Source organism: Paraburkholderia sp. J41, assembly GCF_905220235.1.
Lineage (GTDB): Bacteria > Pseudomonadota > Gammaproteobacteria > Burkholderiales > Burkholderiaceae > Paraburkholderia.
Genome location: NZ_CAJMZE010000029.1, coordinates 13,386 through 38,952 on the forward strand (window position 1 = coordinate 13,386; position 25,567 = coordinate 38,952).

Genomic DNA, 25,567 nt, shown 5'->3' on the forward strand with positions numbered 1-25,567 from the left:
CCACATGCTTCTGGCAACGCGCTGCCCCTTCTGTGAAACCGTATTCCGCATCCAGCCCACGCAGCTTGCCGTGCGGCGCGGCCTCGTGCGTTGCGGACATTGCCAGGAAGCGTTCGACGCAACGGGCAGTTTGTACGAAATGCCCGAGGGCAGCGCGTTCGTGTCGGCCGTGCCGGTTTCGGCGGAACTCGCCGCGAGTCTGACCGCGCCGCTCGATCCGCGAAGCGCGACGCATCCCGCGCTTAATGCCGATCTTCATGCCGATCTTGATGCCGATCTCGGTGCGCAAGCGCCTGCGCCGTTGCGAACGGCGTTGCCGCCTGACCTGCAACCCGAATTGCCGTCGGATTTGCCACCGGATTTGCCGCCTCCTTTGCCGGATGTGCCGCAACCTGCGGCGCATGCCGAGGCAAAACCCGAGACTCCCGCGCCCATCCACGAAGCCGCGCCGCCGCAGCCAGGCGAAGCGCCCAATTTCTCGAATCGTGCATGGGATCCGTGGGCGCCGCCCACGCAGAGTCATCTGGACCCGCGTCTTCAATACAACGCCGATCGTCTGCCGCAAGCCGGTCTCGCGCCGGGCGCGACGCCGGGCGTGACGCCGAACGTGGAAGCGCGCGTGATCGTCGACGACCCGACGCCCGCCGCGCCGCGCGGCGCGGTTGCGCCTGCCGCTCCGTTCGCGCCCACGGCGCCTGTCGTTCCGGATGCGTCGGCCGAGCCGGTCGACGTGCCCGCCCCCGCGCCCGCCGCCAGCGCGCCGCAGGCGGCATCGGCCGCGCACGCGGCGGCGTCCGTTGCCGCGTCCGCCGCCGCTCAATCCGCTCAATCCGCTCAATCCGCAGAAGCCGCCGAGCCGTTCCCGCCCGCCACGCGCTGGACGCGCGTCGAGCCGGGTCTTGGCGCCGCCGGATCGGTCGAGCCCACGCTGTCGCTTAACGAAGCGTCGCGCGCGTCCGTCGACGACACCGAGCCGACGCTCGCGCGCAACCCGAGCCACGCGCAAGAGCCGGTTCGAGCGGCCGCGCCTTTAGCCGCGGAACCCCAGCAGCCCCCGCGCCAGGCCGCGCCCGAACCCGCACCGATGCCCGCGTTCAGCGCGCTCGAATCCAACGAAGGCAACCCGCCGTTCGCGGTCACGCGCGAAGCGCCTGCGCGCGCGCGCGCGCAACGCCGCGCGGGCTGGCGCATTCTCGGCGTGATCGTGTCGCTATTGCTGCTCGCACTGCTCGTCGTGCAACTCGCGTGGTGGCAGCGTGAAACGGTGATGGTCTACTGGCCCGACTCGCAGCCGTTGTATCTGAAGGCGTGCGCGCAACTGGGCTGCCGCGTGCTGCCGCCGCGCGACATCGACGGCCTGCTGGTCGAGCCGTCCGATCTGCGCCAGGTCGACAACGAGCCGCATCATCTCGAACTGAAGGTACCGCTGCGCAACCGCTTCAACGTCGCGCTCGCGTATCCCGCGATCGAACTGTCGCTGCTGGACCGGCAGAACAACATCGTCGTGCGCCGCGTGCTGTGGCCGCAGGATTACGTCACGCCCGGCACGCACGTGGAAGCCGGCCTGCCCGCGCACACCACGCAAACGATGATCGTGCGGCTCGACACCGGCGACGTCGTGGCATCGAATTTCCGCATCGAGATTTTCTATCCCTGAGCGGTCTTTCCCGGCGGACGCGCCTCGCCGCGCGCCCGCGCATTTTCCGCGTCCGGCCGCATCGGGCGCCATTCATCACTACACGCAATCGGAGAGCAATCATGAGTCAAGTCACGCTGGGCGGTAACCCGATCGAAGTCGCCGGCACGTTCCCGAACGTCGGCCAGAAGGCACCTGCGTTCTCGCTCGTCGGCAAGGATCTCAAGCCCGTTTCGCTCGCCGATTTCGCGGGCAAGCGCAAGGTGCTCAACATCGTGCCGAGCCTCGACACGCCCACCTGCGCCACTTCCACGCGCAAGTTCAACGAAGCCGCCGCCAAACTCGACAACACGGCCGTCATCGTGATCTCGGGCGATCTGCCGTTCGCGGCCACGCGCTTTTGCACGACCGAAGGCATCGAAAACGTCGTCACGGCGTCCACGTTCCGCGGCCACGAGTTCGCGCAAGCCTATGGCGTGGACGTGACGAGCGGCCCGCTCACCGGCCTCACGGCGCGCGCCGTGGTCGTGCTCGACGCGAACGACAACGTGATCCACGCCGAACGCGTCGGCGAAATCAAGAACGAACCGAACTACGACGCCGCGCTCGCCGCGCTCAAGTAATCCGGCGGCGGCGCGCGCCGCGCGAGCCGCGGCTTCGCGCATTCCGGCCGCCGCGCCGCCCCGCTTCTTCCACGTCCTACAGGAATTCCGCCTTGGCTACGCTGATCTGCGGCTCGCTCGCCTACGACAACATCATGACCTTCGAAGGTCGCTTTCGGGAGCACATCCTGCCCGATCAGGTACACATCCTGAACGTCAGCTTCCTCGTGCCGACGATGCGCCGCGAATTCGGCGGCTGCGCCGGCAACATCGCCTATTCGCTGCATCTGCTCGGCGGCGACGCGCGCATCATGGCGACGCTCGGCGCCGCCGACGCGCAGCCTTACCTCGATCGTCTCGATTCGCTCGGCCTCTCGAAAGCGCACGTGCGCGTGCTGCCCGAAACGTGGTCCGCGCAGGCGATGATCACCACCGATCTCGAAAATAACCAGATCACCGCATTCCACCCCGGCGCGATGATGCAATCGCACTTGAACCGCGCCGACGAAGCGCCCGGCATCAAGCTCGGCATCGTCGCGCCGGACGGTTTCGACGGCATGGTTCAGCACGTCGAGCAGTTCGCGAAGGCCGGCGTGCCGTTTATTTTTGATCCGGGTCAGGGTTTGCCGCTGTTCGATGGTGCGTCTTTACGCCACGCCATTGAACTTGCGACCTACGTAGCGGTCAACGACTACGAAGCGAATCTTGTGAGCCATCGCACCGGTTGGTCGCTCGAAGAAATCGCGAGCCATGTCGAAGCGCTCATCGTCACGCGCGGCGAACACGGCTCGCAGATCTACCACGGCGGCCAGATCGAGGAGATTCCTCCGGTCAACGCCGCTCAGGTGCTCGATCCGACCGGTTGCGGCGATGCATTCCGCGGCGGCTTGCTTTACGGCATCGAAAACGGTCTGGACTGGGCAACCACGGGCCGTCTCGCGAGCCTCATGGGCGCACTCAAGATCGAGCATCAAGGTCCGCAGAATTACGCGCCCACGCGGGCGCAGATCAACGAACGGTTCAAGGAAGCATTCGGCTACGAACTGGCGAAGTAACGCGAGTCCGGAGCCGACTGGAACGCGGGCGCGACGCGCGAGAACGCGCGGCGCCTTTGGGAGCTACGGGTATGAAAACAACGAGTCGTCTGATTGTGGCAGCCGTCGTCGCGGGTACGCTCGCGCTGTCGGGCTGCGCCTATAACAGCAGTTCCGCCGACGTCTACACGGCCTCGCAGGCACAACGCGAACAAACGGTGCGCATGGGCACGGTCGAAAGCGTGCGCGCGGTGAAGATCAGCTCGAACAACGGTCAGCCGAGCGGTCTGGGCGCCGTGGGCGGCGGCGCGCTCGGCGCGGTGGCCGGCAGCGCGATCGGCGGCGGACGCGGCTCGATCGTTACGGGCATCATCGGCGGCATCGCGGGCGCGGTGGCGGGCAACGCGGTCGAGAACGGCGTGGCCGTGCACGACGGCCTGGAAATCACGGTGCGCCTCGACAACGGCGACTATCGCGCCATCACGCAATCGGCCACGGGCGAAGTCTTCAACGCCGGCGAACGCGTGCGGCTCCTGTCTAGCGCGGGCGTCACCCGCGTGACGCACTAATTATGTAGCAACGTTTTCCCCTGTACCGCAAGGCGCCTTGCGCCGGATGCGGGACCTCAGGCGCATGCGCTCCCCTGTGCATGCGCCTTTTTTCTTGCTCGCGAATCTTGCTCGCGCGTTGTCTGAAGATTCGTCTGGACACCTGACGAATCGTAAGCCCATCGACATCATTCCGCCCGGACACCCCAAGCCGGGACGAAAAAAATCCCGTCGCGGATCATCCGGCGACGGGATCAGGATCGAGTCGGACAAACGGCGTCGCCCGGCTCGATCAGTCTGTCTGGCGAAGCACGCGGAAACCGTTGCGAGCGCGCTTCGCCCGGTACGGCTTACGGACGGCTGCCGGTCGGGAACGGCCATGCTGCGGCCGGATTCAGGGCAGTCTTCACCGTTGCTGCGGGAGCAGCCGGTTGCGCAGCGGCAGCCGGTGCAGCGGGCGCGGCAGGGGCAGCCTTCTTCGCAGGCGCCTTCTTGGCAGCCTTCTTGGCGGCGGCCTTCTTCGCAGGCGCGGCCTTCTTGGCAGCAGCCTTCTTCGCAGGCGCCTTCTTGGCGGCAACCTTCTTCGCCGCGGCCTTCTTCGCAGGTGCGGCCTTCTTGGCAGCAGCCTTCTTCGCAGGCGCCTTCTTGGCGGCAACCTTCTTCGCCGCGGCCTTCTTCGCCGGCGCTGCCTTCTTCGCAGCAACCTTCTTCGCCGGTGCCTTCTTGGCAGCAACCTTCTTCGCCGCGACCTTCTTGGCGGCAACCTTCTTCGCTGCGGCCTTCTTCGCCGGCGCTGCCTTCTTCGCAGCAACCTTCTTCACGGCGACTTTCTTCGCTGCAACCTTCTTGACCGCAACCTTCTTCGCGGCAGCCTTCTTCGCCGGAGCGGCCTTCTTCACTGCAACCTTCTTCGCTGCGACCTTCTTGGCCGCCGGTTTCTTCTTGGCAGTTGCCATTTTTTACTCCTTCAGGTTCAGATGAGAGTCAGTTCAAACTACACCCTTCGTCAAAACCCGCTTCCCGCGAACGCTTCTCAGGGCGCACGCTGCGAAGCGGGCTATTCATCGGCGTACGCTGATCCCGCGCGCTTACGCTAATGAATGCGGTAAGGCGGCGCCGTGCCACGAAGCACAGCGCCGCCAAAGTCAATCCGGTATCGGCTACCGACACCGGCCAACGTTCGTTGAAGGCACAGGCCACATGGCCCGCGCGCTTTTCCGGGGGGAAGTTTGCCCATCCCACTGAAGGGTTCGCAAAGTGCCGGTCATGTCGGTAAGCCACCGGGGCTCCGGGCACTCCTTGCATCAGGCGTTCCTGCTCCTGGTCATCATGCCGGTCGAGGCAGCACGCGCGCCGCCTCCGGCATCCCCTAAAGACTTGCTCCGCAGTGCGCCCGGGTTATTCCCAGGACAGCGCACCGCCCGTCTGATATTCGATCACGCGCGTCTCGAAGAAGTTGCGCTCCTTCTTCAAGTCGATCATCTCGCTCATCCACGGGAACGGGTTTTCTTCGTTCGGGAACAGCGGATCGAGACCGATCTGCTGGCAACGGCGGTTGCAGATGAAGCGCAGATAGCTCTTGAACATCGACGCGTTCAGACCCAGCACGCCGCGCGGCATGGTGTCTTCGGCGTAACGGTACTCGAGGTCGACCGCGTGCTTGAACAGCTCGCGGATTTCCGCGCGGAACTCGGGCGTCCACAGATGCGGGTTCTCGAGCTTGATCTGGTTGATGAGGTCGATGCCGAAATTGCAGTGCATCGACTCGTCGCGCAGGATGTACTGGTATTGCTCCGCCGCGCCGGTCATCTTGTTCTGTCGGCCGAGCGCCAGAATTTGCGTGAAGCCCACATAGAAGAACAGGCCTTCCATGATGCAGGCGAACACGATGAGCGACTTGAGCAGCGTCTGGTCGGTTTCGAGCGTGCCGGTCGTGAACGAGGGATCGGTCAGCGTCTGGATGAACGGGATCAGGAACTCGTCCTTGTCGCGGATCGACTTGACCTCGTGGTACGCGTTGAAGATCTCGCCTTCGTCGAGACCCAGCGATTCGACGATGTACTGGTAAGCGTGCGTGTGGATCGCCTCTTCGAACGCCTGGCGCAGCAGGAACTGGCGGCATTCGGGCGCCGTAATGTGGCGATAGGTGCCGAGCACGATGTTGTTCGCCGCGAGCGAGTCGGCCGTCACGAAGAAGCCGAGGTTGCGCTTGACGATGCGACGCTCGTCCTCGGTCAGACCGTTCGGGTCTTTCCAGAGCGCGATGTCGCGGGACATGTTGATTTCCTGCGGCATCCAGTGGTTCGCGCAACCCGCGAGGTACTTCTCCCAGGCCCACTTGTACTTGAACGGCACCAACTGGTTCACGTCGGTCTGGCCGTTGATGATGCGCTTGTCGGCGACATTCACGCGGGCTTCGCTCGAAACCGGCGCTTGCGGCGGCGGTGCAACGGCGAAGTCGGCGGAGAAGATGTTGGTCGCCGATGAAGCCTGAGGAGCGGAACGCAGACCAAACTGCACTTCGGCAGCCTGGACAGCCTCACCCGCGGGGTTGCGCATTGCGTTTTGCTGCGCACCGCTCGACGGAGTTACGGCCGTGATCTCGTCATCCCAGTTGAGCATAAATGTCACCATCAATTTAGATCGGTTTGTACCATCTTTTCGTGAGCGGTAAAAGGGTTCGCACACGAAAAAGCCTGTTTTCGATTCGCGTTGCGACCTCGATACAACACTTTGTGATCGCTATGCGACGACGAACTCGCGAACGACTCGCCATCACGTTGCGCCGTGGTTGCCGATGCGTCGCGCGAGCGTCGTATCGACGATGCAATCGAAGGTCTTCACATGAATCGCGAGCGTTTGCGAATGGCTGCATTCGCAGCGCTCTTTTCACTCCAGCGCATTCGTCTCGCGCTTCTCGCGAAATGCTCGCGAAATTCTCGCGAAGGCGGTCCTTGCTGCGGGACTCGCCGTGTTTCGCGTGCTGCTCGCCGTCTCGTGTCTCTCTTCGCCGCGCGCCTGCCATGCCGATCAACAAACCGGCGATGTGCGCAGCGTGTACTCCGAGCATCTCGCGCGGCACTCCAGGGAATCCCGAAGTCCTTGCGAAACGACTCGCTTGCGAGTCGAAGCGTGCATGGCGCACGTCGCCGGGAGTGAAGCGGCGCGCGTCGCGCGCGCCGCCTTGGGTTCAATGCTGGTTACGACTCGCGGCGACTGTTTACCAGTGTGCCGCGATGCTTCGGCCGACGCGCGCGGTATTGCGCCGCGCGCGCCGCGTCGGCGTTACTGGCAAGCCTCGCATTCTTCGAAGCCCGCATCGCCCGGACGCATCATGCACACGGGACCGTCTGCTTCGGGCGCGGCTTGCGCCACCGGCGCCGATGCCAGCGTGGCCGGGCCCGCGCCGTTCGAAGCGCCCGCGCCGCTCGCACCATTGGCGCCGAAGCCCGCACCGCCGGCGCCGCCCGCGCCGCCCGTCGGCACCGCGTTGAGCGCGCCGTGCGCCACCGTCGACTTCTCGACGTGCGTGGCCGCCATCGTGCGCAGGTAGTACGTCGTCTTCAGGCCGCGAACCCATGCGAGCTTGTAGATCTCGTCGAGCTTCTTGCCCGATGCGCCCGCCATGAAGATGTTGAGCGACTGCGCCTGGTCGATCCACTTCTGACGGCGCGACGCCGCTTCGACGAGCCACGTCGGATCGACTTCGAACGCCGTGGCGTACACCGCGCGCAGATCGGCCGGCACGCGGTCGATGCGCGAGAGCATGCCGTCGAAGTACTTGAGGTCGGCGACCATGACTTCGTCCCACAGGCCGCGCGCCTTCAGGTCACGCACGAGGTAGTCGTTCACCACCGTGAATTCGCCCGAGAGGTTCGACTTCACGTAGAGGTTCTGGAACGTCGGCTCGATACACGGCGACACGCCGATGATGTTCGAGATCGTCGCGGTGGGCGCGATCGCGATGCAGTTCGAGTTGCGCATGCCGTGCTGGGCGATGCGCCCGCGCAGCGAGGTCCAGTCCATCGTCTCGCTCGAATCCACTTCCACGTAGCCGCCGCGCGCTTCGGCGAGCAGCTTGAGCGTGTCCTGCGGGAGGATGCCGCGATCCCACAGCGAGCCGCGATAGGTCGAGTAGCGGCCGCGCTCGGCTGCCAGCTCCGTCGACGCCCAGTACGCGTAATAGCAGACGGCTTCCATCGAGCGGTCGGCGAACTCCACGGCCTCTTGCGAAGCAAACGGCGTGCGCAGCACGTGCAGGCAGTCCTGGAAGCCCATGATGCCCATGCCCACCGGGCGGTGCTTCAGGTTCGAGTTGCGCGCCTTCGACACCGCGTAGTAGTTGATGTCGATGACGTTGTCGAGCATGCGCATCGCCACGCTGATGGTGCGCTTGAGCTTGTCGTGGTCGAGCGCGAACGTGCCGTCGGCCTGTTCGACCATGTGCGCGACGAGGTTCACCGAGCCGAGGTTGCACACGGCGATTTCCGTGTCGCTCGTGTTCAGCGTGATTTCCGTGCACAGGTTCGACGAGTGGACGACGCCCACGTGCTGCTGCGGCGAACGGATATTGCACGGGTCCTTGAACGTGATCCACGGATGGCCCGTTTCGAACAGCATGCCGAGCATCTTGCGCCACAGTTGCGCGGCCGGAATCTTCTTGAACAGCTTGATCTCGCCGCGCGCGGCCTTGTCTTCGTAAGCCGTGTAAGCCTTTTCGAAATCGGCGCCGAACAGGTCGTGCAGGTCCGGGCAGGTCGAGGGCGAGAACAGCGTCCAGTCGCCGCCTTCCATCACGCGCTTCATGAACAGGTCGGGAATCCAGTTCGCCGTGTTCATGTCGTGCGTACGGCGGCGGTCGTCGCCCGTGTTCTTGCGCAGCTCGAGGAATTCCTCGATGTCGAGGTGCCACGATTCCAGGTACGCGCACACCGCGCCCTTGCGCTTGCCGCCCTGGTTGACGGCCACGGCCGTGTCGTTCACCACCTTCAGGAACGGCACCACGCCTTGCGACTTGCCGTTGGTGCCCTTGATGTGCGAGCCGAGCGCGCGCACGCGCGTCCAGTCGTTGCCAAGGCCGCCCGCGAATTTCGAGAGCAGCGCGTTGTCCTTGAGCGCTTCGTAGATGCCGTCGAGGTCGTCGGCAACGGTCGTGAGGTAGCACGACGAGAGCTGCGAGCGGTGCGTGCCCGAGTTGAACAGCGTGGGCGTGGACGACATGAAATCGAACGACGAGAGCACGTTGTAGAACTCGATCGCGCGCGCTTCACGGTCGATCTCGTTGAGCGAGAGGCCCATCGCGACGCGCATGAAGAACGCCTGCGGCATTTCGATACGCGTGCCGCCGACGTGCAGGAAGTAGCGGTCGTACAGCGTTTGCAGGCCGAGGTAGCCGAATTGCAGGTCGCGGTTCGCGTCGAGCGCGTTGCCGAGACGCTTGAGGTCGAACTGCTGGAGCTTGTCGTCGAGCAGGCCGGCTTCCACGCCGCGCTTGATGAACTGCGGGAAATAGTCGGCGTAACGCAGGGCCATTTCGGCTTGCGTGACTTCCTCTTCCAGAATTTCGCGACGGATCGTGTGCAGCAGGATGCGCGACGTGACCTGGCTGTATGCCGGGTCTTTTTCGATCATCGTGCGCGCGGCGAGAATGGCCGAGTCGTAGACCTGCGACATCGGCACGCCGTCGTACAGGTTCTTCACCGTTTCCGCGACGATCGGGTCGGCGTTGACCGCGTCGCCGAGACCTTCCGTTGCCGAGACGATCAGCGCGTGCAGCGCCTGCATGTCGAGCGGGCGCGTGACGCCGTTGTCCGTCACGTTGATGCCGGGCGCCGCCGCCGCTTCCGGCGCATGCGTGCGCTCCTGGCTGCGCTTCTCGCGATACAGCACGTAGGCGCGCGCGACGTTGTGCTCGCCGCCGCGCATGAGCGCGAGTTCGACCTGATCCTGAATGTCCTCGATATGGAACGTGCCGCCGTTCGGACGGCTGCGCACCAGCGCGCGCACGACGTTCTGCGTGAGCTGCTCGACGAGTTCGCGCACACGCGCCGAACCCGCGCCCTGGCCGCCGTTCACGGCGAGGAACGCCTTCGTCATCGCGATCGCGATCTTCGACGGCTCGAACGACACCACGCTACCGTTGCGGCGAATCACCTTGTGGTCGGCGAACTGCTGCGCGCCCGACTGGCCGTCCTGCGGCTGGCCGCCCAGGTTGTGCGCGGCGGGCGCGCCTTCATACCGGGTCGAGACGTTATCGGTCGTTTGCATGTGCAAAGCTCCTGTGGTCCTGGAAAAGGTGCGAAGAAGATTTCGCGAAATTAGTACGGACGTCGACCTCGTGCCCCCGTGTGCACGCGCGATCGAACGAAGAGGAAAAGCCAGCCTGGCGAGGCTGCCGGATGCGACAAGGCAGATGAAACTCGAACGACTGCGGTCTTCATCGTGGATGTCGCGATCATTGGCTGCACCTTCACTCTCGAATACAGCCGGTGCGCCGGTTATCCGCCGGCGGCACCGAACCAAGTTCTTTTTTTCCTATGCCGCTAATGCTTGCGGCGCCATGCTCGTGGAGCGGGGCGCCGCAGTACAACACAACATATGGTGTGAAGCCTTGTTTCGGGTACAAAGTATAGTGGAAGTTCCAGGGCGGTCAAATCCCTTTTTTTGCTGGTTCCATCTTGACAAGAGCGAAGCCCAATTGGCGCGGGCGTTACCGCCGCGCGCGAGGCGAAGTGGTCTGCGAGGGGAGCGTGGACACCCTGCTTGCGCGCAAGGCGAATGCTTATTTCTTATGCAGCGCCACGTGCGGCCGAGGGTCGCGAAAGCATGCGGCGGGCGCGGGCTTTCGCCGCGCCTGACGCGCCCGGGCGCGCGTCACGGCACCACATCTGGTGCGCCGCCGCCGTCGAGGCCATTTCCCTCGCGCCGATGCCGATACGGAAAGCGCGCGTCGTCCCAATGCGTGTCGCGCTGCAAACGCGTCCAGTCGAAGTGCGGACCGGGGTCCGTCTTGCGACCCGGCGCAATGTCCGAATGGCCCGCGAGCGCCTCGACCGGATAGCGCGCCGCCAGCGCCTTCGCGAGCGCGGCGAGCGTCGCGTATTGCGCATCCTCGAACGGCGTGGTGTCGCTGCCTTCGAGTTCGATGCCGATGGAGAAGTCGTTGCAGCGCTCGCGGCCGAAAAAGCTCGACGCGCCCGCGTGCCACGCGCGTTCGTCGCACGAGACGAACTGCTCGAGCGTGCCGTCGCGATGAATCACGAAATGCGCCGACACGCGCACGCCGCGCAGATTGGCGTCGAAGTAAGGATGCGCGTCGCAGTCGAGCCGGTTCAGAAAGAGATCGGCGATCTCGGGGCCGCCGAACACGCCAGGCGGCAGGCTGATGTTGTGGACCACGACGAGCGAGGGCGCCGCGCCTTGCGGACGCGCTTCAAAATTCGGCGACGGCAGCCGGCGCGCGCCGGCCACCCAGCCTTGTGCGTCGACTTCGAAATGCAGCGGCATGGCGGAGCGGGAAACGGATAAAGAAGCGGACAAAGAAGCGGGATAAAGAAGCGGAACGAGTGGAGCGAGCGGAAGAACCGGCGCCGCTCATCGCGCGGGACGATCCTGGCCGACGTTGCGCGCGTCGTAGGCGCGCGCGTGGTCGGCGCTGCAAAACGAGCGGGCGCCCACGTTCAGCGACTCGCTGCGCGGCGCGTGAACGCCGCATTCGGCGCAGCGCACCATCGGCTCCGGCAAGGCGGTTTTCGCGCCTGGGGTCGTGCCCTGGGTCGTGCCGTTCGCACCCTCACCGTTCGCACGGCGTGCGGCACCCGGCCCCGCGCCACGCGGATCGGCGCCGGAACGCGACTGCGGCTGCGCACGGCGCAGCGCCTTGAGGAACCACTGCCCAACCACGAACAGCAGCACGAGGAGAAGGATCTGTCTCATCGGAACGCGTGTGAATGCCCTTAGACCACGGGACGGTGCAACAGCACCTCGAAGACGAAACGGCTGCCCACGTACGCGAGCAGCAAGGCGACGAACGACGCGATCACCCAGCGCAGCGCCGCGCGCCCGCGCCAGCCGGAAATCTTGCGCGCCGTGAGCAGCGCGCCGAACATCAGCCACGAAAGAATCGCGAATACGGTTTTGTGATCGAGCGAGAGCGGCCGGTCGATCAACTGCTCGCTGAACACGATGCCCGAAACGAGCGTGGCCGTGAGCAGCACGAAGCCCGCGCCGATCAGACGGAACAGCAGCTTCTCCATCGTGAGGAGCGGCGGCAGCGTCTCGATCCAGTTCGACAGCCAGCCGCCGCCCGGATTGCCGGCGTTGCGCTGAAAACCGGCGCCCTTCAACGCATGCAGGCGGCGCTCGACCGCCAGCATCAGCACCGCGTGCAGCGCCGCGATCGCGAACAGCCCGTAGGCGATATTGGCGATGACGAAGTGCAGCTTGAACATGGGCGCCGCGGCATAAGGCAGCACACGCACGCCGCCGAACACGAGCGGCATCAGCGACGCGAGCGCGGCGAGCGGCAGCAGCAGCAGGCGCAAGCCGTCGAGCGCGAAGAAAAAGCTCTCGATCCAGTAGATGCCCGCGCCCAGCCAGAACATGGCCGACAACGCGAACGCGAAGCCGAACACCATTTCGTGGGCGGGGAAGATCGTCATGTGCAGCAAGACGCCGTGCGCCGCGAGCGCGACGAACAGCAGCCCGCGCGAGAGCGCGCCAAAGCTGCGCGCGCGCGGCGCGTCGAGCGCGGGGCGCGGCGCGGCGCTCGTCACTGCGCCGCCGTTCACGCCGCCGTTCACGCCGCCGTTCACGCCGCCATTGACGCCGAGGGTCGCAGGCACCGGCGGCACGCCGCCGAACCACGGCTGCGTGCCGGCGCGGCGCAAGGCGCGCCAGTCGGCGGCGCACAAGCCGCCGTACAGGAGCACGGTGAGGGCATACAGTACAATATCCATGTTCGAAGTTTACTATAGGCCCCCCGGCCGCGCGGGATCGCGACGAATCGCTACGCCGTCCTTTTTGCGCGTGCATGCCGGGCCGCACTGCTCACCGCCTCCCCATGCTCGACAATCTCACTCAACGGATGGCGCGCGTCGTCAAGACGCTGCGCGGCGAAGCCCGGCTGACCGAAGCCAACACGCAGGAAATGCTGCGCGAAGTGCGCCTCGCGCTGCTGGAAGCGGACGTGGCGCTGCCCGTCGTGCGCGAATTCATCGCCAAGGTGAAGGAAAAGGCGCTCGGCGAGGAAGTGATCGCCAGCCTCTCGCCGGGCCAGGCGCTCGTCGGCGTGGTGCAGCGCGAGCTGACCGCCGTGATCGGCGGCGACTACGAAGGCAAGGCCGCCGAGCTGAACCTGAACGTCGCGCCGCCCGCCGTCATCCTCATGGCCGGCTTGCAGGGCGCGGGCAAGACCACGACCACCGGCAAGCTCGCCAAGCTCCTGCGCGAGAAGTACAAGAAGAAGGTGCTCACGGTTTCGTGCGACGTCTACCGCCCCGCCGCCATCGCGCAGTTGAAGACGGTGACGGAGCAGGTCGGCGCCGACTTCTTCCCCTCGCAGCCGGACCAGAAGCCCGTCGACATCGCGGCGGCGGCCATCGACTGGGCGCGGCGCCATTACCACGACGTGCTGCTCGTCGACACGGCCGGCCGTCTCGGTATCGACGAAGCCATGATGAACGAGATCAGCGCGCTGCATTCGTTCCTCAAGCCGGCCGAAACGCTGTTCGTCGTCGACGCCATGCTCGGCCAGGACGCGGTCAACACCGCGAAGGCGTTCAACGACGCGCTGCCGCTCACCGGCGTCGTGCTCACCAAGCTCGACGGCGACTCGCGCGGCGGCGCGGCGCTTTCCGTGCGCCACATCACGGGCAAGCCGATCAAGTTCGTCGGCGTCGCGGAAAAGCTCGACGGCCTCGAGGTGTTCCACCCGGACCGCATGGCGAACCGCATTCTCGGCATGGGCGACATTCTCGCGCTCGTCGAGGAAGCGCAGCGCGGCGTGGACGTGCAAGCCGCGCAAAAGCTCGCCGACAAGGTCAAGAAAGGCGGCGACTTCGACCTCAACGACTTCCGCGCGCAGCTTTCGCAGATGAAGAACATGGGCGGCCTCTCGTCGCTCATGGACAAGCTGCCCGCGCAGTTCCAGCAGGCCGCCGCCGGCGCCAACATGGGGCAAGCCGAAAAGCAGATGCGCCGCATGGAAGGCATCATCAATTCCATGACGCCCGAGGAGCGCGCGAAGCCCGATCTCATCAAGGCCACGCGCAAGCGCCGCATCGCGGCGGGCGCGGGCGTACAGGTTCAGGAAGTGAACCGCATGCTCAACCAGTACGACCAGATGCGCACCATGATGAAGAAGTTGAAGGGCGGCAATCTGCAAAAGATGATGCGCGGCATGAAGGGCATGATGCCCGGCATGCGCTGATCTTTCGCGAAGCCGCGGCGCGCGCCGACCGTGCGCGGCGGCTTCGTGGACACGCGGCGCGCGATGGAAGAACGCGCGGGTTTATGCTGTAGCGCGCGCCGCCGCTCTTTTCCAAACCTGTTTTCACGCCAACGCTACAGCCACCGTCCCGCCAGACTCATGAATCGCGAAGAAGCCCTCCACATTTTCCGCCACTCCGAAGAAATCGTTTCGGAGGGCGACGTCAACGCGTCGATCGGCCGTATGGCCGACGCCATCCGCGCCGACATCAGCGAGGACTTCCCGCTCGTGCTGTCGGTGATGGGCGGCGCCGCCGTGTTCACCGGCATGCTGCTGCCGCATCTCGACTTCCCGCTCGAGTTCGACTACATCCACCTCACGCGCTACCGCAACGCCATCAAGGGCAGCGCCGAGATGCAATGGCGCGTGGCGCCGCGCGAATCGGTGAAGGATCGCGTGGTGCTCGTGCTCGACGACATTCTCGACGAAGGCGAAACCATGGCCGCGATCCGCGACCGCATCATGGACATGGGCGCGAAGCGTTTCCTCTCGGCCGTGCTCTGCGAAAAGATCATTCCGAAGGCGAAGCCGCTGCATCCCGACTACTGCGGGTTTTCGGTGCCGGATCGCTACGTGTTCGGCTGCGGCATGGACGCGAAGGGATATTGGCGCAATCTGCCGACCATTCGCGCGCTCACCGAAGGCGCTTGACGCCGTACCGGCCCACGCGGGCCCACGCCGGCGCGCGCTGGCCCGCGCCAGCATTTCGCGCCGCCATGAAAAAAGCAGCCCTCGGGCTGCTTTTTTTATTGGTGCCGATACGTCGATGCAACCGTCAAAGATGATGCACGAACGTGCTGATGCCCGCGAGGATCATCTCCACCGAAATCGCCACGAGCACGAGACCCATCAGGCGCTCGAACGCCGTCACCACGCGCTCGCCGAGCCATTGCTGGATGCGCTCGGCCATCACCAGCACGATCGCGCAGATCACCATGGTCACGACCAGCGCGCCGATCCACTCGAACAGCTTGCCCGGCGCCTGCGAGGTGAGCAGCATGACCGTGGCGAGCGCCGAAGGCCCGGCGAGCGCGGGAATCGCGAGCGGCACGATGAGCGGCTCGCCCCCTTTGTCGCCGCCGCCGAACGGACCGCCCGGATGCGGAAAGATCATGCGCAGCGCGATCAGGAACAGCACGATGCCGCCGCCGATCCGCAGCGACGTGTCCGTGAGCCCCATCATGCGCAGGAAGCCGTTGCCGGCCACCATGAAGATGAGCAGGATCACGAACGCGATCGCAACTTCGCGCAGGATCACCACCGCGCGGCGCTGTTTCGCGACGCCGCGCAGGCAGGTGATGAAAAGCGGAATGTTGCCGAGCGGATCGGTGATCAGGAGCAACAGGATCGTAGCGGACAGGAAACTGTACTCCACGCTCTCAGCGCTCCTTTAACCGGGTTGACGATGACACCGCGACGCGCGAGCGGGCCGTGATCAACGGCCAAGCGCGGCGCGCACCTTCGCGACGACCGACTGCGCGGCTTCCTCGGCCGCGAGCAGCGTGGCTTCGGTGTCGCGGCGGCCCTGATACTCGATCTTGCCTTCCTTCAAGCCGCGATCGCCGATCACGAGACGATGCGGCACGCCGATCAGTTCCCAGTCGGCGAACATCACGCCCGGACGCTCGCCGCGATCGTCGAGGATCACGTCCACGCCGGCCGCCACGAGTTCGTTATAGACGCGTTCGGCGTGCTCGCGCACGAGTTCGCTGCGGTCCATGCCCATCGGGCACACGACGACCTCGAACGGCGCGATCGCTTCCGGCCAGATGATGCCCTTGTCGTCGAAATTCTGCTCGATCGCCGCGCCCAGGATGCGCGTGACGCCAATGCCGTAGCAACCCATCTGCATGGGCGCGGGCTTGCCGTTTTCGGCGAGATAGGTGGCGTTCATCGCGTCGGAGTATTTCGTGCCGAGCTGGAACACGTGGCCCACTTCGATGCCGCGGCAAATGTCGAGCACGCCCTTGCCGTCCGGCGAGGGATCGCCCTTCTTCACGTTGCGGATGTCGGCCACCACCGGTTCGGGCAGATCGCGGCCCCAGTTCACGCCCGTGGTGTGGAAGTCCGCTTCGTTCGAGCCCACGACGAAATCGCTCATGTTCGCGACCGTGCGGTCGGCGATCACCTTGACCGGCTTCTTCGTGCCGAGCGGGCCGAGGTAGCCGGGCGGCGTGCCGAACCATTCGACGATCTCGCTTTCGGTCGCGAAACGGAAACCGGCGAGCCCTTCGAGCTTGCCGACCTTGATCTCGTTGAGTTCGTGGTCGCCGCGCAGGAGCAGCAGCCAGATCGTGGGTTCGGCGCCTTCGTGGTTGTCGGTCGCGAGGACGATCGACTTGATCGTGCTTTCGAGCGCGATGCCGAGCAGCTCGGCCACCTGCTCGCACTTGGCGGCTCCCGGCGTGGAGGTTTTCGTGAGCGCCTGGGCGGGCGCGGCGCGTTCGGCGACAAGCGGCAGCGCGTCGGCGGCTTCCACGTTGGCCGCGAACTCGGAGGTCGGGCAATAGGCGATGTCGTCTTCGCCCGTTTCGGCGATCACGTGGAATTCGTGCGAACCCGAACCGCCGATCGAACCGTTGTCGGCCGCCACGGCGCGGAATTCGAGGCCGAGGCGCGTGAAGATGCGCGTGTAGGCGTCGTACATCTTCTGGTACGAGACCTTGAGGCCGTCCACGTCCTTATCGAACGAATACGCATCCTTCATGATGAACTCGCGGCCGCGCATCACGCCGAAGCGGGGGCGGATTTCGTCGCGGAACTTCGTTTGCACCTGATAGAAGTTCACCGGCAACTGGCGATAGCTCTTGATCTGGTTGCGCGCGATGTCGGTGACGACTTCCTCGTGCGTCGGTCCCATCACGAAATCGCTTTGCTTGCGGTCCTTGAAGCGCAGCAGTTCCGGCCCGTATTGCTCCCAGCGTCCCGATTCCTGCCACAGCTCGGCCGGCTGCACGGCCGGCATCAGCAGTTCGATCGCGCCGGCGCGGTTCATTTCCTCGCGCACGATCTGCTCGACCTTGCGAATGGAACGCAGGCCGATCGGCAGATAGTTGTAGATGCCGCCGGCGACGCGGCGGATCATGCCCGCGCGCACCATCAGCTTGTGGCTGACGATTTCCGCGTCGGAGGGCGCTTCCTTCAGGGTGCCGATAAAGAAACGGGAGGCTTTCATTCAGAATTTTCCAAAAGCGGCGGCCGGTGCGGACCGCCCTGAGAAGGTGTAACCGTGGATTTCGCGCGAAGTTCGCTCAGCCGGATCACGCCGGGCCGAACGAGCAGAGTCCGACACTATACCTTGGCGGCACCGGTGCGGCGCCCTTCCGGCAGGACTTGCGGCCGACTTTCGACCCCGTTTGCGCCGCGCGGCAAGACCGGGGTCGCGCGCGCTCGGCGCCCCACGCAACGGCAACCCGGCGGTTCGTTCCAAACTTCTGGCCGGCGGGTGCGTGAGGGCCGTTATCTGTTTATAATCAAAGCAATTTTAAAGGATTCGAAGGTGGTTGTATGCTGGATCGTGAGGGGTTTCGCCCGAACGTCGGCATCATCCTCTTGAACGCGCGAAACGAGGTGTTTTGGGGCAAACGGGTTCGCGAACATTCCTGGCAGTTTCCGCAAGGGGGCATCAAATATGGTGAGACCCCCATGCAGGCAATGTATCGGGAGTTGCACGAAGAAACCGGTCTGCATCCAGAGCACGTCAAGATCGTCGGTCGCACGCGCGACTGGCTGCGTTATGAGGTGCCGGACAAGTTCATCAAGCGCGAAGTGCGCGGCCATTATCGAGGGCAGAAACAAATCTGGTTTCTGCTGCGCATGGTCGGGCGCGATTGCGATATCTGCCTGCGGGCAACGGAGCATCCCGAGTTCGACGCGTGGCGCTGGAACGAATACTGGGTGCCGCTCGAAGCGGTCATCGAGTTCAAGCGCGACGTCTACCAACTCGCGCTGACCGAGCTTTCGCGTTTCCTGCGCCGGCCTGTGGTGCGCCAGGAGCGCGTACACGTGCAGGTTCACGAGGTGCGTTACCCGCGCATCGTGACCTCCGCGCATGCCGACGCCGTCATGAGCGCGGCGACGGTGGTGACGACCGAGGTGACGTCGGAGTTCGTACCGGCCAGCCCGGACAGCGACTGCGCTTCGGCGGGGAGTATCATCTTGCCTGCGCCGGACGAGCACGACCAGGACGCCTGAAACCGGCGCCCGGGACGAGCCGCCCGGAACCGGCGCGATGAACGCCCGAACCGGCGAGCCCGGCGCACTTTTGCGCCGGGCCTCGCGATTCGCATTCGCGGCGCTGCACGTTCGTGAACCAGCGCCGGAGCTTCGAGGAAAACCAATTTGAAACGATTTGCTCTTGCTGCGGCCTGCGCCGCAGGCGGTGTGCTGTTTCTGACGCTGGCGGGATGCTCCAGCTCGGGTCCGACCAACAAGGACGACAGCGCGTTCACCTACTTGCTGGACCGTAAAGGCGTCTGGCAGGAAAACAAGCTCGAAAGCCTTCCGCCGCTGCCGCAGGCCGGCGCGACGCTGCTCCCGCTCGACGTCTCGAACAATTCGCCGCTCAGGTTCGCGATCGATCCCGCCTCGCTCACGGTCGGCAGCGACGGCGTCGTGCGCTACACCATCGTCATCACGAGCAGTTCGGGCGCGCGCAACGTGAACTACGAGGGCATTCGCTGCGACACCTACGAGTGGCGCCTCTACGCGAGCCTCGACGCCGACCACAACGGCTGGGACCAGACCGTCGCAAACAACTGGTCGCGCATCGAAAGCGGCACGCTCAACGCGTACCAGTCGGTGCTCTACCGCGACTACTTCTGCGCGAACAAGATGCCGGTGGCGAAGGCGCCGGCGATACTCGAGAATCTGCGCTACGGCCGCACGCAGTCGATGCTCATACATTAATTTTTGCACGCCGATCTTCGCCGCTTCGCGCGGCAATGAAAAAGCCGCAGTGCCCTTCGGCCACTGCGGCTTTTTTACAGCGGGTTCGTATCAAGCCCGCGTTGAACCCGCGTCGATTCAGACGAGCACGAGATTGTCGCGATGAATCAGCTCCGGCTCCAGCATGTAGCCGAGAATGCCTTCGATGTCGCCGCTCGCGTGGCGCTGGATCAGCTTGGTTTCCGCGCTGCTGTAGTTCGTGAGTCCGCGCGCCACTTCCGCGCCCGAAGCATTGAGGCACGCGATCACCTCGCCGCGCGCGAACGCGCCCTGTACGCCGATCACGCCGATCGGGAGCAAGCTCTTGCCGTCCGCCGTGACCTTGTTCACCGCGCCGTCGTCGATCACGACATGGCCGCGCACCTGCAAATGGTCGGCCATCCACTGCTTGCGCGCCGCCATGCGCGCCGTGCGCGCGATGAGTTGCGTGCCGATCGCCTCGCCCGCGGCCAGACGCGCCAGCACGTCGGCTTCGCGGCCGCTCGCGATCACGGTGTTCGCGCCGCTATGCGCGGCGCGCTTGGCCGCGAGGATCTTGGTGAGCATGCCGCCGCGCCCCAGACTCGAACCCGCGCCGCCCGCCATCGCCTCGAGTTCGGGCTTGCCGGCGTCCGCCTCGCGCACGAGCGTCGCGCCGGGGTCCTTGCGCGGGTCGGCCGTGTACAGGCCGCTCTGGTCGGTGAGGATCACGAGCGCGTCGCCTTCGATCAGATTCGCGACGAGCGCGCCCAATGTGTCGTTGTCGCCGAACTTGATTTCGTCGGTCACGACCGTGTCGTTCTCGTTGATGATGGGCACGACGCCCAGGCGCAGCAGCGTAAGCAGCGTCGAACGCGCGTTGAGATAGCGCTCGCGGTCGGCCAGATCGGCATGCGTGAGCAGGATCTGCGCGGTGCGGATGTCGTGCTCGGCAAAACGGCTCTCGTAGACCTGCGCGAGCCCCATCTGGCCAACAGCGGCAGCCGCCTGCAGTTCGTCGATTTCGCGTGGCCGCTTCGTCCAGCCAAGCCGTTGCATGCCTTCGGCAATCGCCCCCGAACTCACGAGCACGACCTCCTTGCCCTGCGCACGCAGCGCCGCGATTTGCGCGGCCCAGCGGCCAATGGCCGCATGATCGAGGCCCCGGCCGTCGTTGGTGACGAGGCTCGAACCGACTTTCACTACCAGACGCCGCGAATCGGCGATGACGGAACGCATGCTGCGCGGTCTCCCCTAATGACTATGACGCGTGATATTGCCTGAAGCCGCGGGCACGGCCCGCACGCCGGCCGCGTGCGGCCCCGATACTGCCGATACTGCCCGGTACTGCCGTTATTCCCGTTACTACCGCGAGCCGCGTTACCCGTTACTCTTCCGGCGACGCCGCGCGGCCCTCGCCGCCCTCGCTGCCCGCCACGCGCGCATTCGCATCCTGCTCGCGAAAACGCACGTCCGAAGCGAGGTCTTCCGCCTCGGCGGCGCGACGCGCGTCCGAGTGCTCGGAAACGTAGTCGTAGATCGCGTAGCAGAGGTTTTCGCAGCCTTGGCCCGTGAGCGCCGAAATCTCGAACACGGGACCGTCCCACTCGAAGCGTTCGACGAAATCGGCGATGCGCGCGGCGCGCTCGTCTTCCGGCACCATGTCGAGCTTGTTCAGCACGAGCCAGCGCGGCTTCTCGAACAGCGTTTCGTCGTACTTGCGCAATTCGCCGACGATGGCCTTCGCCTCCGCGACCGGGTCGACGCTTTCGTCGAACGGCGCGAGATCGACGAGATGCAGCAGCAAATTCGTGCGCTGGAGATGGCGCAGGAACTGATGGCCGAGGCCCGCGCCTTCGGCGGCGCCCTCGATCAGGCCCGGAATGTCGGCGATCACGAAACTCTTGCTCGGCCCCACGCGCACCACGCCCAGATTAGGCGCGAGCGTGGTGAACGGATAGTCGGCGATCTTCGGTTTGGCGTTGGACACCGAGGAAATGAACGTGGACTTGCCCGCGTTCGGCATGCCGAGCAGACCGACGTCGGCCAGCACCTTGAGTTCGAGCTTGAGCATGCGGCGCTCGCCCGGCTTGCCGTCCGTCTTCTGGCGCGGCGCGCGATTCGTGGACGACTTGAAATGCAGGTTGCCGAGGCCGCCCGCGCCGCCCTTCGCGACCATGACCTGCTGGTCGTGCTCGGTCAGGTCGGCGATCAGTTCGCCCGTTTCCTGGTCCGTGATGGTCGTGCCCACCGGCATGCGCAGCGTGATGTCGTCGCCGCCCTTGCCGTAGCAGTCGGAGCCGCGGCCGTTTTCGCCGTTGCGCGCCTGGTGCTTCTTCGTGTAGCGGTAGTCGATGAGCGTGTTGATGTTGCGGTCCGCGACCGCGTAAACGCTGCCGCCGCGCCCGCCGTCGCCGCCGTCCGGCCCGCCGAACGGGACGAATTTTTCGCGCCGCATCGACGCGCTGCCATCGCCCCCATCACCGGCGATGACTTCGATCTTCGCTTCGTCAATGAACTTCATGCGTAACTCCGTCCCGTGAATATCGGTATTTTGCCCGCCCCAGCGACGCCGGCCAACCTGGCCGAACGGCCAACGGCGGCGCTGTCGCGCGCGAGGCAATGCGCAGACAAACAAAAAGCCCCGCAAACTTCGCGGGGCTTTCCTTGCGTCGCGTTGTAGCCCGCTCGTGAGCGGTCTAAAGCTTAGGCCGCTGCCGGAACGACGATGACCGTGTGCTTGTTCGATGCGCCCTTGGTCGTGAACGCGACGTGGCCGTCGACCAGCGCGTAGAGCGTGTGGTCCTTGCCGATGCCGACGTTGTTGCCCGGGTGCATGCGCGTGCCGCGCTGGCGAACGATGATGCCGCCGGCGAGGATAGCCTGGCCGCCGTACACCTTCACGCCAAGTCGTTTCGACTCGGAATCGCGGCCGTTACGTGACGACCCGCCTGCCTTTTTGTGTGCCATTTGTTTGCTCCTTTACCTGCGTGCGCTTACGCGTTGATCGCGTCGATGCGCAGTTCGGTGTAGTTCTGGCGGTGGCCGCCATGCTTCTGGTAGTGCTTCCGGCGACGCATCTTGAAAATGGTCACTTTGGCGTGACGACCGTGCGACACAACGGTGGCCTTGACGGAAGCCCCACCGACCAGCGGCGTACCGAACTTAATCGATTCGCCTTCGCCCACTGCGAGCACCTGGTCGAGCGTGATTTCTGCGTCAATGTCAGCCGGTATCTGTTCTACTTTAAGTTTTTCGCCAACGGCAACCTTGTACTGCTTGCCGCCGGTTTTTATGACCGCGTACATTGAAAACCTCACTCTTCAATAATTCCGGGCACACTGCGCGCCCGAAACCTTAGATTATACATAGAGTTAGCTGCGCGGTCAAAACCGTTGCGAGTTTCCGTCAACTGTGCTTTGCGCCCCGGCGCGCAACGCCTCCGCCTGCCAACGCCGCCCCGCCATCCGCTCAGCCACGCGCCGCGGTCCCGCCGCAGCCCCGTCCCGCGCGGCAAAAATAGAGGGTGCCATCGGCCGGACGTCAGGGCAGCGTCCGGCCTGAGAGCGATTCGCCTTATAATTCGCGGCACTACCTTTATTTGCCATCATGTCGTCCACCGCCACCCCATCTCCCAGCGCAGCCACCCTGCTTGCCCCCATCGCCAGTGACATGGAGCAGGTGAATCGTGTCATCCGGCAAAGCCTGGCTTCCGAGGTGATGCTGATCAACCAGATCTCCGAGTACATCATCGGCGCGGGCGGCAAGCGGCTGCGTCCGGCGCTGTTGCTGCTCGTGGCCGGCGCGCTCGGCGACCGCGGCTCGCATCGCCACGTGCTCGCGGCCGTCGTCGAATTCATCCATACGGCCACGCTGCTGCACGACGACGTGGTCGACGAATCCGACCTGCGGCGCGGCCGCCAGACGGCCAACGCCCTGTTCGGCAACGCGGCGAGCGTACTGGTGGGCGACTATCTGTACTCGCGCTCGTTCGAGATGATGGTGGGCGTGGGCAAGATGCGCGTGATGGAAATCCTTTCCACCGCCACCACGATCATCTCGGAAGGCGAAGTGCTACAACTGCTGAACATGCACGACGCCGACGTGGACACGGCGCGCTACATGCAGGTGATCCGCTACAAGACGGCCAAGCTGTTCGAGGCGGCGGCGCAACTGGGCGCGGTGCTCGCGGGCGCCGACGCGCATGCGGAAGAAGCCGCCGCCGAATATGGGCGACGCATCGGCACGGCGTTCCAGATCATGGACGACTGGCTCGACTACACGGGCACGCCCGAGTCGATGGGCAAGAACGCCGGCGACGACCTGCGCGAAGGCAAACCCACGCTGCCGCTCATCTGGCTGATCGAGCACGGCACGGCGGCGGAAGCGGCGCTCGCGCGCGAGGCCATCGAGCAGGGCGGCACCACGCGCTTCGACGAAATTTTCGCGGCCATCACCCGTTCAGGCGCACTCGACCATACGCTGCAATGCGCGAAGGCCGAGGCCCAAGCTGCCGCAGACGCGATTTCGGCGTTCCCCTCTTCCATTTACAAAGATAGCCTGCTAGAATTATGTTCTTACTCGACGACGCGCCAGTCTTGAACAAGACCCGGCGAGTGGTTGAGTCTAGCAGCAGAGTTCAGCAGCAAAATTCGGGGTGTAGCTTAGCCTGGTAGAGCGCTACGTTCGGGACGTAGAGGCCGGAGGTTCGAATCCTCTCACCCCGACCAGAATTTCGAAAAAACCGCGCACAATTGCGCGGTTTTTTTTCGTCCGCGATTTTTTACGGCAATTTCGCGGCAAGTCGCTGATAGCACGCGCGCGAGTCCCACGAAACCGAGCGCCGCGCCCGCCCGGCCTTATCCGTTCGGCCAACGAGCGGCACGGACGCCCCAGTCGCGCCGCACCCCTCTGCTATAGTTTCCCCATCCGCCCCCTCACTCCTCTCGACGCGTGGACCACCTTCCCTTATGGGCGCAGATTTGCGCCGTCTTCGTCCTGCTCATCTGCTCCAGTTTTTTCTCGATCTCCGAAACGGCGATGATGGCGCTCAACCGCCATCGGCTCAAACATCTCGCCAATCACGGCGCGCTCGGCGCGAAAACCACGCAAGGCCTGCTCGCGCGCACCGACCTGCTGCTCTCGGTCATCCTGATCGGCAACAACCTGTTCAACACGATCATTCCGGTGCTCACCACCTCGATCGCGCTGCGCACGTTCGGCCACGACAATCTCGTGCTCTCGGTGGCGACCGGCATCGTCGCGTTTCTCATCATCGTGTTCGCGGAAATCACGCCGAAGATCGTCGGCGCAACCTTTCCCGAGAAAATCGCGCTGCCCGCGAGCCTTTTGATCGCGCCGCTCATGCGCGTGACGAAGCCCGTCATCTGGTTCGTGAACGGTTTTGCCAACGCCATCCTGCGCGTGCTGCACATCAACACGAGCAAGGCGAACGAGCAGCGGCTGTCCACTGAGGAACTGCGCAGCATCGTGCTGGAATCGGGCAGTTTCATGCCGACCAAACACCGCAGCATTCTCTTGAACCTGTTCGATCTGGAGAACATCACCGTCGACGACGTGATGATCCCGCGCCGGCGCATCGAGGCGCTCGACTTCAACGCGCCGCTCGAAGAAATCTTGCATCAGCTCGAAACCTGCTATCACAACAAGCTGATCGTCTATCAGGGCGACATCGACCGCGTGCTCGGCGTGCTGCACGTGCGCAAAACGCTGCCCGCGCTTCATAACCAGGACTTCGAGCGCGAAACGTTGCGCGAGCTGCTCGCCGAACCGTATTTCGTACCCACGGGCACGCCCGTGTTTCAGCAGCTTCAATACTTCCAGGAAAGCCGCCATCGCATCGCGCTCGTCGTGAACGAGTACGGCGAACTGGAAGGGCTCGTCACACCCGAAGACATCATCGAAGAACTGATCGGCGAATTCACGACGTCGATGCCTCGCAGCGGCACCGGCCGCGGCGGCTGGAACGAGCAAGGCGAGTGCATCGTGCCGGGCAGCATGCCGTTGCGCGAACTGAACCGCTGGCTGCACATCAAGCTGCCCACCGACGGCCCGAAAACGCTCAACGGCCTGATTCTCGAAATGCTCGAAGAGATTCCCGAAGGCGACGTGTGCCTGCAAATCGGCGACGTCAAGCTCGAAGTGCTGCGCAGCGACGATCAGGCCGTGCGCACCGTCAAGCTTTTCCGGCCCGGCGCGAAAGCGCGCGAAGGCACGCTGCAAAAAGCGAAAAAGCTGCTGCCCGGACATTGACGTTAGCCGTTCGGCCAGGTGGCGCCCGCGCGCGTCACGGCCGAAGATGAAGCCGTCACCCGACCGAGGCGGCTTCGCGC

Annotated in this window: 23 protein-coding genes and 1 tRNA gene; 11 read left to right on the forward strand and 13 right to left on the reverse strand. The window is 64.8% G+C overall.

Features of this window, described 5'->3' with window-relative positions:
• The first annotated feature begins 4 nt into the window (after nt 1-4).
• The 4 genes from U5805_RS24305 to U5805_RS24320 all read left to right on the forward strand — a co-directional run bounded on the left by U5805_RS24305 (nt 5) and on the right by U5805_RS24320 (nt 3,841).
• Nucleotides 5-1,657: a zinc-ribbon and DUF3426 domain-containing protein gene (locus U5805_RS24305; RefSeq protein ID WP_322106061.1), complete on the forward strand. Its 1,653-nt coding sequence runs from the start codon at nt 5-7 to the stop codon at nt 1,655-1,657.
• Between the two features lie 101 nt (nt 1,658-1,758).
• Nucleotides 1,759-2,259 (forward strand): thiol peroxidase, encoded by a 501-nt coding sequence (gene tpx, locus U5805_RS24310; RefSeq protein WP_322106062.1) that lies wholly within the window; start codon nt 1,759-1,761, stop codon nt 2,257-2,259.
• A gap of 92 nt (nt 2,260-2,351) precedes the next feature.
• Nucleotides 2,352-3,293 carry a carbohydrate kinase family protein gene (locus U5805_RS24315; protein ID WP_322106063.1) on the forward strand — a complete coding sequence of 314 codons (942 nt, stop codon included), beginning with the start codon at nt 2,352-2,354 and terminating at the stop codon, nt 3,291-3,293.
• Between the two features lie 71 nt (nt 3,294-3,364).
• On the forward strand, nt 3,365-3,841 hold the full coding sequence (locus tag U5805_RS24320) for a glycine zipper 2TM domain-containing protein (protein ID WP_322106064.1): 477 nt from the start codon (nt 3,365-3,367) through the stop codon (nt 3,839-3,841).
• 329 nt (nt 3,842-4,170) lie between these two features.
• Here U5805_RS24320 and U5805_RS24325 read toward each other — a convergent pair whose 3' ends face one another.
• The 7 genes from U5805_RS24325 to U5805_RS24355 all read right to left on the reverse strand — a co-directional run bounded on the left by U5805_RS24325 (nt 4,171) and on the right by U5805_RS24355 (nt 12,777).
• Nucleotides 4,171-4,776: a histone H1-like DNA-binding protein gene (locus U5805_RS24325; RefSeq protein WP_322106065.1), complete on the reverse strand. Its 606-nt coding sequence runs from the start codon at nt 4,774-4,776 to the stop codon at nt 4,171-4,173.
• Between the two features lie 28 nt (nt 4,777-4,804).
• Nucleotides 4,805-5,125 carry a hypothetical protein gene (locus U5805_RS24330; RefSeq protein WP_322106066.1) on the reverse strand — a complete coding sequence of 107 codons (321 nt, stop codon included), beginning with the start codon at nt 5,123-5,125 and terminating at the stop codon, nt 4,805-4,807.
• 93 nt (nt 5,126-5,218) lie between these two features.
• Nucleotides 5,219-6,442 (reverse strand): ribonucleotide-diphosphate reductase subunit beta, encoded by a 1,224-nt coding sequence (locus U5805_RS24335; protein ID WP_322106067.1) that lies wholly within the window; start codon nt 6,440-6,442, stop codon nt 5,219-5,221.
• 663 nt (nt 6,443-7,105) lie between these two features.
• Nucleotides 7,106-10,087 carry a ribonucleoside-diphosphate reductase subunit alpha gene (locus U5805_RS24340; RefSeq protein ID WP_322106068.1) on the reverse strand — a complete coding sequence of 994 codons (2,982 nt, stop codon included), beginning with the start codon at nt 10,085-10,087 and terminating at the stop codon, nt 7,106-7,108.
• A 606-nt stretch (nt 10,088-10,693) separates the two neighbouring features.
• Nucleotides 10,694-11,326 carry a 1,6-anhydro-N-acetylmuramyl-L-alanine amidase AmpD gene (gene ampD, locus U5805_RS24345; RefSeq protein ID WP_322106069.1) on the reverse strand — a complete coding sequence of 211 codons (633 nt, stop codon included), beginning with the start codon at nt 11,324-11,326 and terminating at the stop codon, nt 10,694-10,696.
• An 87-nt stretch (nt 11,327-11,413) separates the two neighbouring features.
• Nucleotides 11,414-11,755 (reverse strand): PP0621 family protein, encoded by a 342-nt coding sequence (locus tag U5805_RS24350; protein ID WP_322106070.1) that lies wholly within the window; start codon nt 11,753-11,755, stop codon nt 11,414-11,416.
• Nucleotides 11,756-11,775: 20 nt separating this feature from the next.
• Nucleotides 11,776-12,777 (reverse strand): inner membrane protein YpjD, encoded by a 1,002-nt coding sequence (locus U5805_RS24355; protein WP_322106071.1) that lies wholly within the window; start codon nt 12,775-12,777, stop codon nt 11,776-11,778.
• Between the two features lie 104 nt (nt 12,778-12,881).
• On the opposite strand from U5805_RS24355, the gene ffh reads away from it, so the two are divergent.
• Both ffh and U5805_RS24365 read left to right on the forward strand, forming a co-directional pair.
• The gene (gene ffh / locus U5805_RS24360) at nt 12,882-14,249 is read left to right on the forward strand and encodes a signal recognition particle protein (protein ID WP_322106072.1); all 1,368 of its coding nucleotides are present in this window, start codon (nt 12,882-12,884) and stop codon (nt 14,247-14,249) included.
• A gap of 159 nt (nt 14,250-14,408) precedes the next feature.
• A complete protein-coding gene (locus U5805_RS24365) occupies nt 14,409-14,960 on the forward strand; it encodes a hypoxanthine-guanine phosphoribosyltransferase (protein WP_322106073.1) in 552 nt (183 codons plus the stop codon).
• A 124-nt stretch (nt 14,961-15,084) separates the two neighbouring features.
• On the opposite strand, the gene U5805_RS24370 is transcribed toward U5805_RS24365, so the two are convergent.
• Nucleotides 15,085-15,684 carry a MarC family protein gene (locus U5805_RS24370; protein ID WP_322106074.1) on the reverse strand — a complete coding sequence of 200 codons (600 nt, stop codon included), beginning with the start codon at nt 15,682-15,684 and terminating at the stop codon, nt 15,085-15,087.
• Nucleotides 15,685-15,744: 60 nt separating this feature from the next.
• Entirely contained in the window at nt 15,745-17,484 is a 1,740-nt protein-coding gene (locus tag U5805_RS24375) for a proline--tRNA ligase (protein ID WP_322106075.1), read from the reverse strand.
• Nucleotides 17,485-17,816: 332 nt separating this feature from the next.
• On the opposite strand from U5805_RS24375, the gene U5805_RS24380 reads away from it, so the two are divergent.
• Both U5805_RS24380 and U5805_RS24385 read left to right on the forward strand, forming a co-directional pair.
• Entirely contained in the window at nt 17,817-18,503 is a 687-nt protein-coding gene (locus U5805_RS24380) for an RNA pyrophosphohydrolase (protein ID WP_322106076.1), read from the forward strand.
• A gap of 147 nt (nt 18,504-18,650) precedes the next feature.
• Complete coding sequence (locus U5805_RS24385; RefSeq protein ID WP_322106077.1) at nt 18,651-19,217, forward strand: CNP1-like family protein; 567 nt, start codon at nt 18,651-18,653, stop codon at nt 19,215-19,217.
• 117 nt (nt 19,218-19,334) lie between these two features.
• Here U5805_RS24385 and proB read toward each other — a convergent pair whose 3' ends face one another.
• The 4 genes from proB to rplU all read right to left on the reverse strand — a co-directional run bounded on the left by proB (nt 19,335) and on the right by rplU (nt 22,522).
• Nucleotides 19,335-20,453 carry a glutamate 5-kinase gene (gene proB / locus U5805_RS24390; protein ID WP_322106078.1) on the reverse strand — a complete coding sequence of 373 codons (1,119 nt, stop codon included), beginning with the start codon at nt 20,451-20,453 and terminating at the stop codon, nt 19,335-19,337.
• Between the two features lie 148 nt (nt 20,454-20,601).
• Entirely contained in the window at nt 20,602-21,738 is a 1,137-nt protein-coding gene (cgtA, locus tag U5805_RS24395) for an Obg family GTPase CgtA (protein ID WP_322106079.1), read from the reverse strand.
• 182 nt (nt 21,739-21,920) lie between these two features.
• Complete coding sequence (rpmA, locus tag U5805_RS24400; RefSeq protein ID WP_322106080.1) at nt 21,921-22,184, reverse strand: 50S ribosomal protein L27; 264 nt, start codon at nt 22,182-22,184, stop codon at nt 21,921-21,923.
• Nucleotides 22,185-22,210: 26 nt separating this feature from the next.
• Complete coding sequence (gene rplU, locus U5805_RS24405; RefSeq protein WP_158951405.1) at nt 22,211-22,522, reverse strand: 50S ribosomal protein L21; 312 nt, start codon at nt 22,520-22,522, stop codon at nt 22,211-22,213.
• A gap of 301 nt (nt 22,523-22,823) precedes the next feature.
• Here rplU and U5805_RS24410 point away from each other — a divergent pair, with 301 nt between their 5' ends.
• The 3 genes from U5805_RS24410 (at nt 22,824) to U5805_RS24420 (ending at nt 25,487) form a co-directional block, all read left to right on the forward strand.
• Complete coding sequence (locus U5805_RS24410) at nt 22,824-23,816, forward strand: polyprenyl synthetase family protein (RefSeq protein WP_322106081.1); 993 nt, start codon at nt 22,824-22,826, stop codon at nt 23,814-23,816.
• 51 nt (nt 23,817-23,867) lie between these two features.
• A tRNA-Pro gene (locus U5805_RS24415) sits at nt 23,868-23,944 on the forward strand.
• A gap of 223 nt (nt 23,945-24,167) precedes the next feature.
• Nucleotides 24,168-25,487, forward strand: coding sequence for an HlyC/CorC family transporter (locus U5805_RS24420; protein WP_322106082.1), 1,320 nt, complete (start codon nt 24,168-24,170; stop codon nt 25,485-25,487).
• The last annotated feature ends 80 nt before the right edge of the window (nt 25,488-25,567 follow it).